This window comes from Natrialba hulunbeirensis JCM 10989 (assembly GCF_000337575.1).
Taxonomy (GTDB): domain Archaea; phylum Halobacteriota; class Halobacteria; order Halobacteriales; family Natrialbaceae; genus Natrialba; species Natrialba hulunbeirensis.
Genome location: NZ_AOIM01000008.1, coordinates 1 through 16553, shown reverse-complemented (window position 1 = coordinate 16553; position 16553 = coordinate 1). Strand labels below are relative to the sequence as shown.

Sequence of the window (16553 nt, the reverse complement as noted above, 5' to 3'; positions counted from 1 at the left end):
GAGATGTGTATAAGAGACAGACGCAATGATGTCGAAGATACCGATCGGACGCTGTTCGTCGTTGATCGGCTCGCCGTTGATGAGGATCGAGTCCTCAGACAGCGCGTATCGGGCTTCCTTCTTCGAGTCCACGTAGCCGAGTACGTCCCGCAGGAGAACGACGAGGGGAACACCCTCTTCGCCGTGGGGACCAGCGCCGGCCTTGACCGTGAAGACCTCAGTCTTGCGTTCGACCGGCCAGGACTTCGGTACTGACAGTCGTTTCTGGTGTTTCGTCATTCACTATCACCTTCTGCGTCGTCTGCATCGCCTTCGAGGCGTGCCTCGCGACGCTCGTCTTCGAGGTCGAGCTCGGTGATGCGAACGTTCGATGGGTCGAGCGGGCGTGGAACCTCTTCGCCGTCTGCCGTCTCGACCGTGACCTCCTCGACGTGGATGGTGCCGTCTTCGAGGATCGCTCGAAGCACTTCACCTTCCTCGCCAGCGTGGTCACCGCGCATGACCTCGACCGTGTCCCCCGCGTTGACGCGGGTTCGACGAGTGTCGTACTCCTCGCGGAGTTCGTCCGAGAGCGTCGCGTGAAGCTGCTTCTGTCGCTTGTGCAGCGGCGCACGCTCCGTCTGGATTCGCTGTTTGTGTGGTTGTTTGCTCATAACTATTCTTAGACGATCATCGTCGCGGTAGATGCGATTGCTCCGAAGCGCTCTGCAACTTCGCGGGCGATCGGCCCCTTGATCTCCGTACCACGGGGCTCTTCGTTCTCGTCGATGATGACCGCCGCGTTGTCCTCGAACTTCAGACGCGTCCCGTCCGGTCGGCGGATCGACTTCCGCTGGCGGACGATAACGGCCTCGAGAACCTGGCGGCGCATCTCTGGGGTACCCTTGGTCACGGAGACCGTGACCTTGTCACCGAGTCCCGCCTTCGGCTGGCGGTTCTTGGTGCCGTGGTAGCCCGAGACACTGATGACCTTGAGCTCACGTGCGCCGGTGTTGTCGGCACACGTCACGAGCGAGCCCTTCTTGAGTCCCTGAGTGACGTCGGCTTTCATTGCCTCCATCAGGCATCACCTTCGTCCTCAGCGTCCTCACCGTCGAGATCATCGGCGGACAGCTGTGGGTCCGGCTCGCTCTCGCCGGTCAGCGCTGCCACGTCCTCGGCAGTCGCTTCCTGAGTTACTTCGACGACCACGTGCGATTTCGTCTTCGACAGTGGTCGGGTCTCTGCGATCTTGACCGTGTCACCGACCGAGAGCGGCTCGAGCACGCCCGGCACGTGTGCCGGAATGCGCGAGCGTCGCTTCATGTAGCGGTCGTACTTCGGAACCGCTACATCGTACTCTCGTTCGACGACTACGGTCTTGTCCATGTCCGTCGAGACGACCTGTCCTTCGAGGATCTGACCTCGAACGGAGAGCTCGCCGTAGAACGGACACTTCTCGTAGTCGTATTCCTCCGGGTTTGCTGGTTCCGGAGGGGTTTCAACGTCTAGTCCTATTGCCATGGTGAGTCACCACTTGTTTCCGTGCGTCGAGCGGGTTGTGAGAGCAGCCGCGATCCATCGACCGTAACGTAGGCCACGCCCTCGCCAGCTCGGTCTGCGACATCCGATTGCTCGGTCTCCGCAGGTTGAGTGTTGGCCAGTTTGGACGTGGTCCCCGACTCCTTCGCGGAGTCGGCGGCTTCATCTGTGATCGCGAACTCGAATACCGAGCCCGACTTTGGCACCATGACGACCCGAGACTCGCCGTCGCGCCGAACTTCGATCGAGAGGGTGTTGGTCGTCTCGATGACGACCCGCCCCTCAAGTCCCTCGCGGGCGTCGTCGTCACTCTCGACGACGCGGACCGGCAGTCCGTTGAGTTCGTGTCGCGGCAGTGTCTCGGGTGTCAGTGCCATTGTAATCTCTCTGTTATTCGTCGTCGTGATCGCCTTCCTCACGCTGGACCGTCTTGATCCGCGCGATCGTCCGACCGAGTTCACCGATTCGGCCTGGATTCTCCGGCGCACCACCGGCGGCGAGGACGGACTTCTGGTTCAGCAGTTCCGTCTCGAGTTCCTCGAGTTCTTCCTCGCGTTCGGCTGGCGTCATGTCGCGGATTTCTTCGACGTGGAGAATTGCCATCAGGCGTCACCTCCTTCGTCTTCCTCGTCGTCAGCGTCGGCGTCAGCGTCCGCTTCCATCTCCTCGACAAGTTCCTCAGCCTCTGCTTCGACGTCCTCCTCGAGTTCCTCGAGGTCTTCGTCGTCAGCGTCAGCATCGGCGTCAGCATCAGCGTCTGCGTCTGCATCGGCGTCGTCTTCGTCATCGTCAGCCGCAACTTCCTCTTCGATGACTTCTTCGACGACTTCCTCGTCGAGCTCCGCTTCGTCGTCCGCTGCGGTCTCGACAGTCTCGTCGGCTGCAGCTTCGACGCCCTCGTCGGCTGCCTCGGCCTCCTCGGGTTCGCCCTCGAGAAGCTCCTCGACACCCTCGGCCTCGTTGGCCTCGACGGCTTCGGGGACGAGTTCTTCCGGATCCATGTCCTCGTGAATCTGGAAGTCGTCCGGCAGCTCGGCGTTTGGCGGGATAATCTTCACCGTAACACCGATCGTACCAAGCTTCATGACGGCCGTTCCCTGGCCCTCGTCGACGATTTCCTCTGCAGGCTCGCCGTTGTGCTTGATGTAGCCACGGTTGAACTTCTCCACGCGCGAGCGTGCACCCGTGACCTTTCCGGAGAGGACGATCTCTGCGCCGAGCGCACCGGCTTCCATGATCCGGTCGATCGTCGTGTGACCGGCCTTTCGGAAGTACCAGCCGCGCTCGAGTGCGTTTGCGAGACGGTCCGCGACGATGCGTGCGTTCAGGTCGGGTTCGTCGACCTCCTGCACGTCGATCTGTGGATCCTCGAGATTGAACTTCTCCTCGAGTGCGGTCGTCACTTTCCGGATGTTCTCGCCACCTTTGCCGATGACCATCCCGGGCTTCTCTGCCTTGAGGACGATCTGGGTTCCCATCGGCGTCTTGGCGACGTCCATGCCACCGTAGCCCGCGCGGCCGAGTTCTTCCTGGAAGAACTCGTCAATCTGGGACCGCTGCAGGCCGTTTTCGATGAACTGTTGTTCGTCAGCCATTAGTTGTCACCCTCCGCGTCCTCGGTTTCCTCGGCAGTCTCGTCGACATCTTCGACGACGATCTCGACGTCGACCTGCGGTGTGTTCCACGCCGAGGCACGCCCCATTGCGCGGGGCTTGCGACCGACCGATTCGCCGACCTTGTGGGCGGCGACGTGTGCGATCTCCATGGATTCGCCGTCGAATCCCTGGCTGTCGGCGTTGGCTGCGACGTTCTCGAGCAGGTCGAGGAAGGCCTCCGAGGCCTTCTCTGGGTACTTGCCCGCGTCCCAGCCCTCGATGTCAGATCGGTGGCCGGCACCGGTGTTGTGCGACTTGAACGGCACCGACTGCTTCTCGTCGATGACGTCCTGGAGGTACGCCTGCGCGTTGCCGACGGTTCGGCCCTTGAGTTCGCGGGCGATCTCCTTGCTGTGCTTGTGGCTCATGTGACGCTCCCGAAGCATCGCTTTCGCGGTCGTGTTCGGGTCCGCGTCGACTGAGTAGTTGATTCCCATGCGTGGATCACTTCAGTGGGACGAACTTCGACGAGCGAGTTGCACCGATCCCTGCCTGTCCGTGCTCGACGGACGTGCGGGTCAGTCGGAACTCGCCGAGATAGTGTCCGATCATCTCGGGCTCGACGCGAACGCGCTCGAAGGACTGGCCGTTGTAGACCTCGAAGGTCAGTCCGACGAACTCCGGCAGCACCGGCATGTCTCGCAGGTGCGTTCGGATCGGCGCGTTTGCCGTCTCCTGCTCGTCTTTGCCGCGGGCCTTCTCCAGCAGCTTCTGCTTCTCGACGGAGAGACCGCGCGTGATACTTCGCCGCTTGCGTGCGGGCAGCAGTTCCGCAACCTCTTCGAGCTCCAGATCCTGCAGCTCGTCGAGCGTGTGACCGCGGTAGGTGAACTCCTCACCCTCACGGCCGGTTCGGTACTCCTGACTCATTTGTTTCCACCTCGTCCGGTACGGCGCGAGGAGATGTCACCGACCTTCCGCCCTGGCGGGGCATCCCGCGAGACGGACTTCGGTTTGCCGGGGTGCTGGCGGCCGCCACCACCGAATGGGTGGTCGACGGCGTTCATCGCAACACCGCGGACGCGAGGCCACTTCGTGCCTCGGGCCTTCATCTTGTGGTACTTGTTCCCTGCCTTGACCATCGGCTTCTCCGTGCGACCGCCACCGGCGACAACGCCGATGGTTGCACGACACTGCGGATCGAGGCGCTTGACCTCGCCGCTTGGGAGCTGGATGACCGCAGCGTTGCGGTCGTGGGTGATCAGGTCCGCGTTGACACCCGACGAACGGGCGAACTTACCGCCGTCGCCCGGGTTTGCCTCGACGTTACAGACCGGGACACCCTCCGGAATCTCTGCGAGTGGGAGCGTGTTGCCGGCCTTGATCTCTGCCGAGACACCAACCTGTAGTTCCTCGCCGACCGAGATGCCCTCGGGGGCGAGCACGAGCCGCTGGTCGTCGTCTTCGAACTCGACGGCGGCGACGGGTGCAGAGCGGGCGGGGTCGTGTTCGATGTCCACGACGGTCCCGCGGATCACGTCGTCGTCTTCCTCTTTCTTGTGCTCGAGCTTCGCCTTGTATCGGTGCGACGGGGCACGGAACGTGGGGGTACCGCGACCACGTCGTTGTCCGAGAATGCGTCGTCCCATCGTTAGAACACCCCGATGCGCGAGGCGACTTCCTGGGCGTCGTCATCCTCGGCGAGTTTGACGATTGCCTTCTTTTTGCCCTTCATCGTTACCTGTGTGTTAATGTCCGTGACCGAGACCTCGAAGCGCTCTTCGACTTCGTCGCGGATCTCGGGCTTGGTGGCGTCGGGATTGACGACGAACTGGAGCTTGTTCTCGAAGTCCATGTCGTTCATCGCCTTCTCCGTCACGAGCGGGTGTTCGATCAGTGTGCTCATCGGTCTGCCACCTCCTCGAGTGCGCTTTCGGTCCAGACGGTCAGTCGACCTGGCTGTGCGCCAGGGGCGAGATCTTCCGCGTTGACCTCGGCGGCCGTCGCGACGTCTGCGCCAGCGAGGTTCCGGGCCGCACGGGATGGGCCGGTCTCGCTCGACGTGACGAAGAGGATCGACGTCGGCGTCTTGTACTTCCGGCCACGGGCTTTCCCCTGTCCGGCGCGGACGCTTCGACCCTCGTCTGCACGCTCGATGTCGTCCGCGAGGCCTGCTGCCTCGAGGAACTCGACAACCTCCTGCGTCTTGTGGAGGTCTTCGAACTCGTCGGAGACGACGACCGGAATCTCGGCGTCGTCATCGAACGCGTGACCGCGTTCGGCCACGATTTCGGCGTCGGTCGTCGCAGCGATAGCGCTGCGGACGGCCAGTTTCTTTTCTTTCGTGTTGATCGATTCAGACCAGTCCTTCTCGGCCTTTGGCGGGTGTGCCTTGCGACCCTTGACAGCCTGCGGGACGCGTCGTGCGCGTCCGTCCTGTCGTGGGACGTGGGCCATGCCGCGGCCGCTGCCGAACGATTCGGCCGGCGTTCGCTTGCCGGCGAACTCGTCGGCACCGTAGTCCTGTTTGCGGTTTGCCTGGGCGACGCGAACGGCGCGGGCGATCAGGTCCGGGCGGTACTGTGTGTCGAAGACCGCCGGGAGGTCGACCGAACCCGCGTCGGAGCCGTCCAGGTCTCGTACTGTTGCTTCCATGTGTTATCCCTGGTTAGATGCGGTGGAGACGTAGCGAACCTCGGGATCGAGGCGTGGCTGGTCTCCAGGTCGGATCGCCGGGCGGAAGCGCACGAGGCGCTTGTTCGGCCCGGGGAGCGAGCCCTTGATCAGCACGTGCGGTCCGTCGACTTCGCCGTAGTTGACGAAGCCGCCGTCGACCGTCGCGTCGGCACCGTCGCCGATGTCGACGAGGCGCTTGTTCAATTCCGTCCGCTGGTGGTAGCCGGTCTGTCCCTGCTGTGGGACCGTCGACCGGACGCGGGACGGGTTCCAGGGGCCAAGGTTGCCAATGCGGCGGCGCCATCCCTGCCGGGCGTGCTTGCCCTTGCGCTTCTGGACGCCCCAGCGCTTGACGGGACCCTGGGTCCCCTTTCCTTTGGTGACACCGCTGGCGTCGACGTACTCGCCGGCGCGGAACACGTCGTTCATGACGTGCTCGCCACCGTCTTCCTCGACCAGTTCGAGGGCGTAGTCGACGCGCTCCTCAACAGAGCCGCCGCCGACGCGCGTCTCCATCACGTCCGGCTTCTTCTTCGGCATCGAGGGAACGTCCCCCGGAACCGTGTGCGTGATGACGCGAACGTCGTCGACGCGTCCCTCCTCGAGGAGTCCGCGGAGCTCGTCCGCGGCAGCGTCGGTGTCATAGTCGTCACCGGGAAGGTCGAGGACGCGGTCGAGTTCAGGAACGAACTCGTCGGTCCAGACTTCGGTGACCGGTTGCTTACCGTATGGCGTGTCTTCGTACGCACGCAGGGCGACGGCGCGCATTGGCGGCGTCTCCACGATCGTGACGGGAACGGTCTCTTCCATTCCCTCGGTCGGCGAGTTCGACTTGTCGTCGACCATCACAACGTGGGTCATGCCGGCCTTGTAGCCCGCGAAGCCCTGGAGCGTCGGCTGTCCGTCGTCGTCCGGCCACGAGTTAAAGCGCGGAACCTCCGAGGAGGCGCGCTGTCGTGGGCCGAACCCGAGTGAGCCTTTGCGTGGTGCGTTTGGTTGTGGCATTCTATCACTCTCTGAGTGAGAGGGGAGCGAGCGTGGCGAACAGAGCCTCTTCCGTTCGCACGACGCCGCTTCCCTGGTCCGGAACCGTGTTCAGCCAGAGGTCGAACCCTCCTGGATCGGCTGCATCGGTCTCTGCAGCGACAGTATCGTCGTCGCCGGCTGCCGATGTGGGTTCGACTCCGTCTTCGTCATCGGCAAGCCACGATGGCCATGCCGACAACGACTCGACGGTGGTATCCTCGAGTTCGAGGATGGCAGGCAGCCCTCTCTCGGGCGCACCGAACGCGATTGTGTATCCGTCGCGGGTAGTATCGCGTTCTGTGTGTCCGGCCAGCGTTCCGAGCCGCCCGACGGTGAGTTCTGCACCGAATCGGGAAGCCGCAATTCGAACGCCGGCGTCCTCACGGCTGAGAGCCGCCTGAAGGTCCGTCCGCTCGACGGTAAGCCCCGGGAGGGGCTCGTCGACGAGTTTCGCCCGGACCGGTCGTCGCGAAGAGATCCTGATAGTCACGCGCTCTCCCTCGGAGACCGCCATTTTCGGCGGTACGTTGAGGGAGATCGGGTGTTGCAAGCCGCAATTGACCCGCACGCGTTGATCAGGTCCGACCTCGGTCACGATCCCTTGTCTTAACGACCCCGAACCGTCTGATTCGGAGCCGGTCTGTGACGTGGCGCGGAGCGGGGGCAGGACGCCCGCATACTCCAGTTCGTCCCGCATCCCCCATGCCTCGTTGCGGAGGTATGGGGGCGTTGCGGCGTATCGCAAGACGGTGCTTACGAACCCGTCGCCGAATCGCCCCGTGTCGCCTGCCCGATCTGGGTAGACGATGAGGCGGTCAACACGGAAGATCGTCGCCGCGCGGGCGACGTATCCGAGCTTGCGAGTTGCCTCGCGTTTGTCCTCGGCCTCCCGAGTGAGCGACGACGGCACGAGTACGCTGATGGTCATGCCGTGACGCTTCGGCGCCGCGTCACTAGACTGTAGCGATGTGTTGCGCTCAAGGTCTTAAAAGAATAGCGGATTCGATTGCGGCTGTGAACGCCTCACACTCGTGAATTCGTGCCGAACAGGCACACACTTGGTTTCGGTGAGTAGTTGCCTCAGTTATGCATCGCGGAAAGTATTTCCGCCACCTGGCAACTCGGGCCGGAAATATCGGCATGGGCAGGCATGCCGATGGTGGATCGATTCGCAACCCTTATACATCCCTCCGGCAGTAGATGTAAGTGCAACAGGGCGCTGGTAGTGTAGTGGTATCACGTGACCTTGCCATGGTCACAACCTGGGTTCAAATCCCAGCCAGCGCATTTCTACGACGAACAATTTCGACGAGCACCGCGTAGCGTGTGCTCGTCACCCGTGAGTCGTGAAGTCGCACTGAATTTGAACGAGAGAAGTCACAGCCCGCACAGCGAACGGAGTGAGCGAGCAGAACTGTCTTCGTGTTGTTCAAATCCCAGCCAGCGCGGTATTTCGAAGGAAACCGCTCGTCCAGCTGTCGGAACGGACGCCATCTGAACCGGCTGTGAAATCCGCTTCTACCCTCTGCTCAGTCCGAAACCGACTCGAGTACGGTGCCTCAAAACCCGCCAGTCCTCGCCTGACGAGAAGCCCACGGAAACGAACCAGTCAGCAGCACGTGTCGTCAGGAATGTCAACCGATATCACGACCGAGTGAGTTTTATGCCAGAACGGGATACGAGGGTATAGACGACCGCACCACTTCTCCTATGCAAACGGAATGCTCACCCGCAGACGGCGCGGCCGATCACCAGTACGACCAGACGAACGACCGGTACGTCTTCCAGCACGATCCCGAGGGGAGCGCGTTAATTACGACGACGATCGTCCACGCGCTCTCGTCGATCGCGGACACCGACGTCTCCCAGGGGGAGTTCTCCCTGTACGATAGCGTCGATCCAGACGCGCTCAACCGACTCTTCGCGTCGAAGGCAGACGGCACCGAGCGATCCGGCGGCCACGTCGCGTTCACGGCACTCGAGCACGAGGTGTACGTGTACGCGAACGGTGACGTGATTATCTACCCGCCCTCGGAGGCGAGTGCGGGTCGACCGCGTCCACAGCCACAGCGCTAACGCGCCGCTGGGTTGTGGGCGGTATGGGCGGCATTCTGGTGCGTTTTTTGGAGCCGGGAGTCACAGTCAGACCGGAGGCAGACTCGTGAGTGGCCACACGATCCCAAGGGGACGGTTTTAGGATGACACCGGACGTGGGGAGACACAACCGCTATGACCGTAATCGCACTCCTGAGCGTCGCACCGGTGATCGAAGACAGCATGTCCGCGGAGGTCGCGAAGGCAGTCGACGCCCTGGAGGAGTACGACGTCGAGTACGAGACGAACCCGATGGGGACCGTGATCGAAGCCGAAAGTACGGACGAACTCTTTGCGGCCGCGCAGGCGGCACACGATGCTGTCGACGGTGATCGTGTGAGCACTGTGTTGAAAATCGATGATAAGCGCACGCGCGAGGCGACTGCCGCCGAGAAGGTCGATGCCGTCGCGGCCGAGTTGGGGCGAGAGCCGATGAGCACGGACGAATAGGGCAACAGACGAGTAGGGCCACTACTGGCGGAGACCGACCGCTGTGAGCGCAAGGTTCAACCAGAACAGGCACGAACGGCGCGTATGGAACAGACAACACTCGAGGTAACCGGCATGTCCTGCGGGGGCTGTGAATCGAACGTCATCGACGCCGTCGAGTCGCTCGAGGGCGTTTCGTCCGTAACGGCGAACCACGAGGCAGACGAGGTCCGCGTCGAACATGATGACGCGGCCATCGACGAATCCACGATTGCGGACACCATCGCCGACGCTGGCTACGAGCCGGCAGTCTGACCACCAGTTCGCTGCGGCAACCGACTCTGTTCGCACCGAGCGTCTGACGCGAGTCAGACTGCAACTGGCAAACTGTTTTATGCCGGACGCTGAAGCGTAGCCTATGGAGAGTCTCAACCGAATGGCGATCGAGTTGGTCGACGAAGCCCTCGAGTACGCCGAGGAACTCAATATCGGCGGCTACGATCTCGACACCGAGTCGACTGTGCTCGACTTCGGACTCGAGTTCGACGGTGGGATCGAGGCAGGACTGTTGCTGACGGAGATCCAGACGGCGGGGCTGGCGACGCCGAGCTACGAACTGGGCGAACTCGGCGGCGCGACGATCCCGTACATCGAGCTCGCGACCGACCAGCCAGCGCTCTCGCTGCTCTGTTCGCAGAAAGCCGGCTGGGAGCTCATCACTGAGGACTTCGAGGGGCTCGGCAGCGGACCTGCACGGGCGCTTGTCGCCGAGGAGGAGGAGTTCCGCCGCGTCGGCTACACGGACGCGTTCGATCTGACGGCGCTCGCCGTCGAGACCGAGGACCACCCGACCGAATCGGCGTCCGAGCAGGTCGCCGAACTCGCCGAAGTCGAGACGAGCAGCGTCTTCTTGCTTGCCTACCCGACGGCCAGCCTCGCCGGGAGCATCACGAACGCCGCACGCGCGGCCGAGCTCGCGACGTTCCGGCTCGCCGAACTGGGCTACGACCTGCACGACATCGTCTCGGCGACGGGCCGCGCGCCGGTTGCACCAGTGCCGGATGACGAGCGGACGGCCATCGCGCGCACGAACGATGCAATCGCCTACGGCGGGTCGGCACATATCACCGTTCGTGAGGATGCAGACATCTTCGACTCGGTGCCGTCGACAGCCGCTGACGAGCACGGCCGGCCGTTCGGCGATATCTTCGACGACCTCGACTGGAACTTCGAGGAGGTTCCGTCGGATCTGTTCGCGCCCGCGACGGTAACCATCGACGTGCTCGGCGGCCCAACCTACGTTCACGGCGAGCGCGACGAGGAACTCGTTGCGGAGTCGTTCGATCTCTGAGCAGGTGCGCGCGCAAACGCATCAATACAGCACAACACCACCACATGTCCCTCACGTTCAAACCGATTCCAGAGCCACCCCACGACTCCGAGGACGCACTCGAGTCCATCGCCACAGTCCGGGCCACCCTTCCGGCCACGGAAGCCGAGGCGGCAGACACGCCGGACTGTTGTGTGCGGGTTCTCGACCGAACCGACGGGGTGGACGGCGCGCAGATCCAGGAGCGAGACGATGCCGCAACCTGGCTTACCTTCCTTCGCGCGCTCGAACTCGCCGTCGACGGGGCGGAGGGTTATCGCCGGACAGAGCAAGAACTCGAGTTAGCCGCGATCCAGACGGCGTTCCGCGAGCGTGTCCACGGCGCACAGACAGTGCTCGACGTGCTCGGCGCTGCTGACGGCCCGCTGTCAGCGGCGACTGTCACAGAACGCGTCGATGCAGCCTCGCGCCGACCGGTCCAACGCGAGCGCGTGGGGCGGGTACTCGAGTGGGCTGTGTTGCTCGAACTCGCGGAACGAGTGCTAGCCGAGGACGAACGCAGGTACTGGCCGGCTGTCGACCCACAGTAGAGAAGGAGGACAGAATTGGGATCGAGGGCGTTTGGAGACAGCGCATTTTATCAGGAGACACGACAACCCAGCAGCCGTGACTGAGCCGACCGATACCGATGTCGTCTGTTTCGATCTCGACGACACGCTGTGTACCTACAGCCAGGATGGCGCTGCGGTGCTCTCGGCGGCGTTCGAACGCGCTGGCGTCTCGCAGTGCTGGGACATCGGCGCGTACTACGACCGCTACCGTGACTACCTCGCAGACAGTACAGATATTCTCGACCTTCGACGACAGTGTTTCGGCGACCTGACCGTCGCTGCGGGCCACGACCGTGCAGCAGGCGAGGCAGTCGCGGATGCGTTCGAGGAACTTCGCGACCAGGAGCGCATCGAACCGCTGCCAGGGGCACGGCGGGTCGTCGACCAGTTCGCCGGAGAGTACCGACTCGGGCTGATCACGAACGGCCCACCCGAGATGCAGCGGACGAAACTCGAGGCGATCGGTCTCGACGACCGATTCGAGACCGTCGTCTGTGCCGGCTACGACACAGCGCCGAAACCCGCGGCCGAACCGTTCGACCTCGCGCTGGAGCAACTCGAGTCCACCCCGGAGCGCGCGGTCTACATTGGGAACTCGCTTTCGTCGGACATCGCGGGCGCTCGGACGGCTGGACTCCGGTCGGTGTGGATTCCAGCGACCGGCGACGTGCCGTCGGAGCCGACTCCCGAACCCACGCACACGCTGGGCTCGCTCGAAGAGTTGGCGACGCCGCCGTGGTGAGTCCGGAGTCCGAAGTTCGAAGTTCGGGATTCTCCGTCACTTGCTGGCGTTGTGTCGACGGTTCAGAGCCAGGAGCAGGAACCAGGAATCGGCCGACTTTACTCGATTGATGCGCAGATCACACTATGACCAACCACGCGATCAACTTCCAGTCCGTCGTCGAAGAAATCCGAGAGACTGGGAGTACAAACGGCCCCGAGCCGTCGCTCGTTACCGTCGACGCACCCGACGTGATCGATGTCTGTCGACAGCTATTCGACGCACTCGAGTCCCGGACCGATCCAACCACCTGTGAGTTCTACCTCCATCCGAACAATCGGCGGGTACTCGAGCGCCGCCTGCTGGCCGATGAGCTCGCGGTCGAATCGATGCCGTTTCTCGAACGCCAGCTCTGGACGGACGTGTCGATGCCGGAGGATGTGATTCTCTTCATGCACCCGGATGCGGTGACGTTGGGTGGGTCGGTGATCGGTGACCACCCGGTGGGAATGGGTCGGATCGGGGACGATTAGTTCGACTGGTGGGGGAGCTTATCCTGGTGCTCCTGCTGACCACCGTGATCGGAGTAGTAATCGATGAGCAGCGTCCCGCCGCGGACGGTGATGTAGAGCAAGCCAGTGAGCACCGCCAGTGGAACAACGAGACTCCAGAACCCAGTTATCGTCTGGACAAATGCAGGGATCGGTGGCACGACGATGTCGAGCAGTTCGAACGGAAGGAAGAATAGTCGGACCGCGATCGTCATGACAGTTGTAACGACGACCCAGAACAGGAAGATCCCGAAGAGGACGAACGATTCACTGATCGCCCACCACAGGCGATCCGACGGGGAGTCAGGGAGCATGGCCGAACGAGGTGGCAGCTCGTCGAAAAGTGTGTCGGAACAGAACGATGGGGCCGCGGGGTGACCGGGTTCCGGCGGTGTGCGGGTGGCGTGTTCGGGTGGTATGTGCGAGCAGTGCTACTCGAGTGGCTGCACGTCAGTCACCGTCCCAACGCCTTTGCTCCGGCCTTCGCGGAAGACGAACTTCTGGCCCTCCTCGACGAGGTAGGGTCGGAACTTGAACCGGACGGTGGTTTCGCCCGTATCGCCCGGCAGGAGCCGGCCTTCGTCGGGGTGGAACGCGGCCGCTTCGCCGATCGTCTCGAGGTGGACGACGGGTTCGTAGCCGTCGCCGATCCGGGTTGGGTGGTTGAGTACCATGACTTCGGCCTCGAACTCGCGGACCGGGTCCGGATCGGCGTCCTGAGGCAGGAGGACCATCCCGCGTTCGATCGCGCTTTCCTTGATACCTTTGAGCGCGATGCCGACGATGCGGCCGGCCTGGGCCTGGTCGACCCGGTGGTAGTGCATCTCGATCGAGCGGACCTCGACCTCCTGGAAGCGGCCGTCTGGCATCGGCCCGATCAGGAGTTCGTCGCCGGCCTCGACCTCGCCGGATTTGACGGTTCCCGAGGCGACCGCGCCCACGCCGGTCACCGAGTAGCTGCGGTCGACGTACATCCGGAACTCGCCGGTGTCCTGTGAAGTCTTGGGGAGTCGGTCGAAGAGCTCGTCGAGCGTGTCGAGGCCCTCCATCGTGATGGCGCTGGTCTCGACGATGGGGACGACGCGCTCGCCGATCTCCTCGATTGCGGTGTCGACGCCGTGGCGCGAAACTCGGAGCGGCGACTTCTCGACCTCTCGGAGGAGCCCCTCGACTTCGCGTTCGACGTCCTCGACGCGTTCGTCGCTGACGGCGTCGGTTTTCGTGATCGCGACGATCGTCGGGAGCTCGGTCGCGAGCAGGACACCAAGGTGTTCGCGGGTCGTTCTGGTGGGACCGTCGTCGGCGGCGACGACCAGCAGCCCGTAGTCGAGTTTCTGCCCGACGAGGCCGCGGATCGTCGTTCGCAGCCACGGCTCGTGGCCCACCGTGTCGACGAACGAGACGAGGCGGTCCGCCTCCTCAACGACGCCCGCGCGGTCTGCCTTCCGGTTGGGATTGCGGACGCGGACGGGGCCGTCCTCGTCGAAGCCGTAGACTGCGTAGGAGAGGTCAGCGGAGAGCCCGCGTTCGACTTCGTGGGGCTGGACGTCGAGATACGAGCGCGTCGCACCGTCGCCGTCGTCGGGGTTCCCGGTGACGAGCGACCCCACGAGCGTGCTCTTGCCGTGGTCGACGTGTCCCGCCGTGCCGACGACGACGTGTTCATCGTCCGTTTCGAGAACACTGCCTTCGTTGATCGTCGCGACGCCGACCAGGCCCTGGTTGACCCCCCAGGTCTGGACGTCATCGATGTGTGCGTCGGCCTCTTCGGCGAGCAACGAGAGAACGTCCATCGTCTCGGAGAAGGTATCGGGATCGATGCCGGCGAGTCCGCCGTCGTCCGTTACGCCGACGACGTAGGTCGCCTCCCCGTCGCCGGAGAGCAGTCGGTGTCGAAGCTGGGCCGCCAGGCTCTCGCGTCGCCCACTCTCGAGATGAACGTCGCGTGAGAGCCGCTCCTTGAACTCGACGCTGCCACCGTCCTGTTCGCCACGGTCCAGGGCTCGCTCGAGAAGAGCCCGGTCACGGCTCATACCAACCGGTAGCGGGTCACACGGCAAAAGCCTTCTCGTCGCTAGTTACCATTCCACACACTATGCATGGTTGCATGACATCCTCGAGAGGCTGACGCCGGCTCCAGTTTCAAGGTACTCGAGCCCGTACTGTCCGTATGAGCGTCAGCGGCCTCTGTCAGATCTGCGAATCGCGCCCGGCCCAGGAGCGCTGTGACAACTGCGGCACGCTCGCCTGCGGGCAACACTACGAACGCGGGAAGGGCCTCTGTGCCGACTGTGCAGCACAGGCCGAACCGGGCCGAGATCCAAACGCGGACGACGTGGATATCCACCGGTTTTGAGGTCCCACTCGTGACTTCGATCCGTAACCAACTCGAGTCCGCCGTCGGTGTCGGCGAACGATTCCACGTTGAACTCGAGGAGCGCGACGGGGACCTCGTCGCAGCACATCCACTCGAGTCCAGTCCGCTTCCGATCGTCGTCGAGCGTGAGGTGTTCAGTGCTGAGAAATCGCATGCGGAGTCGGAGGCGGACACTGTTCCGGTCGAGGTCGACGTTGTGGTCGAGATTACGGATCGAGTACGCGAGGGGCGTGTGATCGGTCGAGTCGTCGAGTCGGGCTGTGGGGGTGTGGATTCGAACTCGGGCTCAGACTCAAACCCGGACTCGAGTACGACTCAGAACGAGTGAGCGCTACAGTTGGGTCGGAGCGGTGAGGTGGAGAAAGACCGCTGTACTGAATGGGTCGTCGGCTCAGTCCCGATACTGATTAAGCCGCTTCTTGAGTCGCTTCGCCGCCTGGCCGCTCGCTGTGGCGAACTCCTCGCCATCGTCGTCTCGCGGCTCCGCCGCTCGACTGTTCGAGGCGCTTTGCGCCTCGCTATTTTCACCCGCAAAAATGATCCCACGCGAGGAGTTCACCAGCCCGACGCCGTTCGCCAGTCCGAACTCGACGGCTGCCTCGGCGTCGCCGCCCTGTGCGCCCACACCAGGGACGAGGAACGGCAGGTCGGGAACCTGTTCGCGGAGTTCTTCGAGTTCCTCGGGTTTCGTCGCACCGACGACGAGGCCGACGTTGTCGTTCTCGTTCCAGAGATCCGCGAGTGCAGCGACCCGCTCGTAGACCGGTTCGCCGGACTCGAGTTCGAGGTCCTGGATGTCCGCGCCGCCGGGGTTCGACGTGCGACAGAGGATGAAGACGCCCGACTCCTCGTCCGCGAGGAACGGCTGAAGCGAGTCCCTGCCCATGTAGGGGTTGACCGTAATCGCGTCGACTTTCTCGAGAACCTGGGCGTACTGGCGGGTCGTGTTCCCGATATCCGCGCGCTTGGCGTCGAGCAGGACGGGGACGTTCTTGCCGTGGGCGTAGGCGATGGTCTCCTCGAGCGCGGCCCAGCCGTCGGGGTCCTCGTAGAAGGCGGCGTTCGGTTTGTAGATTGCAGTGTGTTCGTGGGTTGCGTCGATGATGCGGCGATTGAACGCCCATCGCGGGAGATCGTAGTCGGCGAGGTGGTCGGGAATGCGAGACGGGTCTGGATCGAGGCCGACGCTGACGACGCTGTCGACCGTTCGGATGCGGTCGTGCAGGCGGTCGAAGAAGTTCATGCACGCGAGTGGCTCCGCGGAGGTGGAAAAGCTTCCTATCCGGCCCCAACACGGTGAACGAGAACGACAAGGCGGTGTGCAATCGATATGCAGTGAGTGGACGGGTCACACGGACGGCCACCAAATATTTTAGACGGCATCTACTTCGGAGTCATTCTACATACACCATGTATGGACATTCGCCGGAAGATGAAGCCGTTGTTGCAGTTCGGTCGCGTTCGTGACCACGTACAGTCGACACTTCGGCGTGGGACGGGCCCCAGTACCGGCACACAACTCACGACGCGGGCTGGCGGGACGGCACAGTCCGACACTGATAGCGGAACCAGTTTCGGAATCAGGTCACTGCTCGGCGGCACTGACTCCGCCGAGACGCCGT

The 16553-nt window shown here is 63.3% G+C and carries 25 protein-coding genes, 1 tRNA gene and 2 pseudogenes; 11 read left to right on the top strand and 17 right to left on the bottom strand.

Translation table 11 applies throughout. The features are described from left to right. From C483_RS01255 to C483_RS01190, 14 genes and pseudogenes are all read right to left on the bottom strand, one after another. Positions 1-279 (bottom strand): annotated as a pseudogene (locus C483_RS01255) (S4 domain-containing protein); the annotation flags it as partial. After that, entirely contained in the window at positions 276-653 is a 378-nt protein-coding gene (rplX, locus tag C483_RS01250) for a 50S ribosomal protein L24 (protein WP_006651531.1), read from the bottom strand. The gene rplX and the pseudogene C483_RS01255, both read right to left, overlap by 4 nt. A gap of 8 nt (positions 654-661) precedes the next feature. After that, on the bottom strand, positions 662-1060 hold the full coding sequence (locus C483_RS01245) for a 50S ribosomal protein L14 (protein ID WP_004213668.1): 399 nt from the start codon (positions 1058-1060) through the stop codon (positions 662-664). Then, a complete protein-coding gene (locus C483_RS01240; RefSeq protein WP_006651530.1) occupies positions 1060-1503 on the bottom strand; it encodes a 30S ribosomal protein S17 in 444 nt (147 codons plus the stop codon). The genes C483_RS01245 and C483_RS01240 overlap by 1 nt, the downstream gene beginning before the upstream one ends. Then, entirely contained in the window at positions 1494-1898 is a 405-nt protein-coding gene (locus tag C483_RS01235; protein WP_006651529.1) for a ribonuclease P protein component 1, read from the bottom strand. The genes C483_RS01240 and C483_RS01235 overlap by 10 nt, the downstream gene beginning before the upstream one ends. 13 nt (positions 1899-1911) lie before the next feature. Beyond that, the gene (rpmC, locus tag C483_RS01230) at positions 1912-2124 is read right to left on the bottom strand and encodes a 50S ribosomal protein L29 (protein ID WP_006651528.1); all 213 of its coding nucleotides are present in this window, start codon (positions 2122-2124) and stop codon (positions 1912-1914) included. Continuing rightward, positions 2124-3116: a 30S ribosomal protein S3 gene (locus C483_RS01225; RefSeq protein ID WP_006651527.1), complete on the bottom strand. Its 993-nt coding sequence runs from the start codon at positions 3114-3116 to the stop codon at positions 2124-2126. Before C483_RS01225 ends, rpmC begins: the two co-directional genes overlap by 1 nt. Then, entirely contained in the window at positions 3116-3613 is a 498-nt protein-coding gene (locus C483_RS01220) for a 50S ribosomal protein L22 (protein WP_006651526.1), read from the bottom strand. Before C483_RS01220 ends, C483_RS01225 begins: the two co-directional genes overlap by 1 nt. 7 nt (positions 3614-3620) lie before the next feature. Next, the gene (locus C483_RS01215) at positions 3621-4046 is read right to left on the bottom strand and encodes a 30S ribosomal protein S19 (RefSeq protein WP_006651525.1); all 426 of its coding nucleotides are present in this window, start codon (positions 4044-4046) and stop codon (positions 3621-3623) included. Then, positions 4043-4765, bottom strand: coding sequence for a 50S ribosomal protein L2 (locus C483_RS01210; RefSeq protein WP_006651524.1), 723 nt, complete (start codon positions 4763-4765; stop codon positions 4043-4045). The genes C483_RS01215 and C483_RS01210 overlap by 4 nt, the downstream gene beginning before the upstream one ends. Positions 4766-4767: 2 nt before the next feature. Beyond that, positions 4768-5022, bottom strand: a complete 255-nt coding sequence (locus tag C483_RS01205) for a 50S ribosomal protein L23 (protein ID WP_004213654.1) — start codon at positions 5020-5022, stop codon at positions 4768-4770. After that, positions 5019-5771 carry a 50S ribosomal protein L4 gene (gene rpl4p / locus C483_RS01200; RefSeq protein WP_006651523.1) on the bottom strand — a complete coding sequence of 251 codons (753 nt, stop codon included), beginning with the start codon at positions 5769-5771 and terminating at the stop codon, positions 5019-5021. The genes C483_RS01205 and rpl4p overlap by 4 nt, the downstream gene beginning before the upstream one ends. Before the next feature lie 3 nt (positions 5772-5774). Further along, the gene (locus tag C483_RS01195; RefSeq protein ID WP_006651522.1) at positions 5775-6797 is read right to left on the bottom strand and encodes a 50S ribosomal protein L3; all 1023 of its coding nucleotides are present in this window, start codon (positions 6795-6797) and stop codon (positions 5775-5777) included. Positions 6798-6801: 4 nt separating this feature from the next. Then, entirely contained in the window at positions 6802-7746 is a 945-nt protein-coding gene (locus tag C483_RS01190; RefSeq protein ID WP_006651521.1) for a putative RNA uridine N3 methyltransferase, read from the bottom strand. 288 nt (positions 7747-8034) lie between these two features. Between C483_RS01190 and C483_RS01185 the strand changes: the two genes are divergently transcribed. The 8 genes from C483_RS01185 to C483_RS01150 all read left to right on the top strand — a co-directional run bounded on the left by C483_RS01185 (position 8035) and on the right by C483_RS01150 (position 12536). After that, a tRNA-Gly gene (locus C483_RS01185) sits at positions 8035-8105 on the top strand. A 423-nt stretch (positions 8106-8528) separates the two neighbouring features. Further along, positions 8529-8894, top strand: coding sequence for a HalOD1 output domain-containing protein (locus C483_RS01180; protein ID WP_006651520.1), 366 nt, complete (start codon positions 8529-8531; stop codon positions 8892-8894). Positions 8895-9047: 153 nt separating this feature from the next. Further along, positions 9048-9362 (top strand): MTH1187 family thiamine-binding protein, encoded by a 315-nt coding sequence (locus tag C483_RS01175; RefSeq protein ID WP_006651519.1) that lies wholly within the window; start codon positions 9048-9050, stop codon positions 9360-9362. An 84-nt stretch (positions 9363-9446) separates the two neighbouring features. After that, on the top strand, positions 9447-9656 hold the full coding sequence (locus tag C483_RS01170) for a heavy-metal-associated domain-containing protein (RefSeq protein ID WP_006651518.1): 210 nt from the start codon (positions 9447-9449) through the stop codon (positions 9654-9656). Between the two features lie 103 nt (positions 9657-9759). Beyond that, a complete protein-coding gene (gene mch, locus C483_RS01165; RefSeq protein WP_006651517.1) occupies positions 9760-10692 on the top strand; it encodes a methenyltetrahydromethanopterin cyclohydrolase in 933 nt (310 codons plus the stop codon). A gap of 44 nt (positions 10693-10736) precedes the next feature. Next, entirely contained in the window at positions 10737-11261 is a 525-nt protein-coding gene (locus C483_RS01160; RefSeq protein WP_006651516.1) for a hypothetical protein, read from the top strand. Positions 11262-11337: 76 nt separating this feature from the next. Then, entirely contained in the window at positions 11338-12024 is a 687-nt protein-coding gene (locus C483_RS01155) for an HAD family hydrolase (protein ID WP_006651515.1), read from the top strand. Between the two features lie 125 nt (positions 12025-12149). Then, a complete protein-coding gene (locus tag C483_RS01150) occupies positions 12150-12536 on the top strand; it encodes a hypothetical protein (protein WP_006651514.1) in 387 nt (128 codons plus the stop codon). Here the strand turns inward: C483_RS01150 and C483_RS01145 are convergent. Next, positions 12533-12868, bottom strand: a complete 336-nt coding sequence (locus tag C483_RS01145) for a hypothetical protein (RefSeq protein ID WP_006651513.1) — start codon at positions 12866-12868, stop codon at positions 12533-12535. The two genes, C483_RS01150 and C483_RS01145, sit on opposite strands and share 4 nt — an antisense overlap. Before the next feature lie 117 nt (positions 12869-12985). Further along, positions 12986-14587, bottom strand: coding sequence for a GTPBP1 family GTP-binding protein (locus C483_RS01140; RefSeq protein ID WP_006651512.1), 1602 nt, complete (start codon positions 14585-14587; stop codon positions 12986-12988). 137 nt (positions 14588-14724) lie between these two features. Between C483_RS01140 and C483_RS01135 the strand changes: the two genes are divergently transcribed. Together C483_RS01135 and C483_RS01130 are read left to right on the top strand one after the other, a co-directional pair. Continuing rightward, positions 14725-14910, top strand: coding sequence for a hypothetical protein (locus C483_RS01135; protein WP_006651511.1), 186 nt, complete (start codon positions 14725-14727; stop codon positions 14908-14910). A gap of 10 nt (positions 14911-14920) precedes the next feature. Then, a complete protein-coding gene (locus tag C483_RS01130) occupies positions 14921-15259 on the top strand; it encodes a hypothetical protein (RefSeq protein ID WP_006651510.1) in 339 nt (112 codons plus the stop codon). 63 nt (positions 15260-15322) lie between these two features. Here the strand turns inward: C483_RS01130 and pyrF are convergent, their stop codons facing one another. Beyond that, on the bottom strand, positions 15323-16174 hold the full coding sequence (pyrF, locus tag C483_RS01125) for an orotidine-5'-phosphate decarboxylase (RefSeq protein WP_006651509.1): 852 nt from the start codon (positions 16172-16174) through the stop codon (positions 15323-15325). A gap of 171 nt (positions 16175-16345) precedes the next feature. Here pyrF and C483_RS01120 point away from each other — a divergent pair. Next, a pseudogene (locus C483_RS01120) lies at positions 16346-16553 on the top strand (hypothetical protein); the annotation flags it as partial.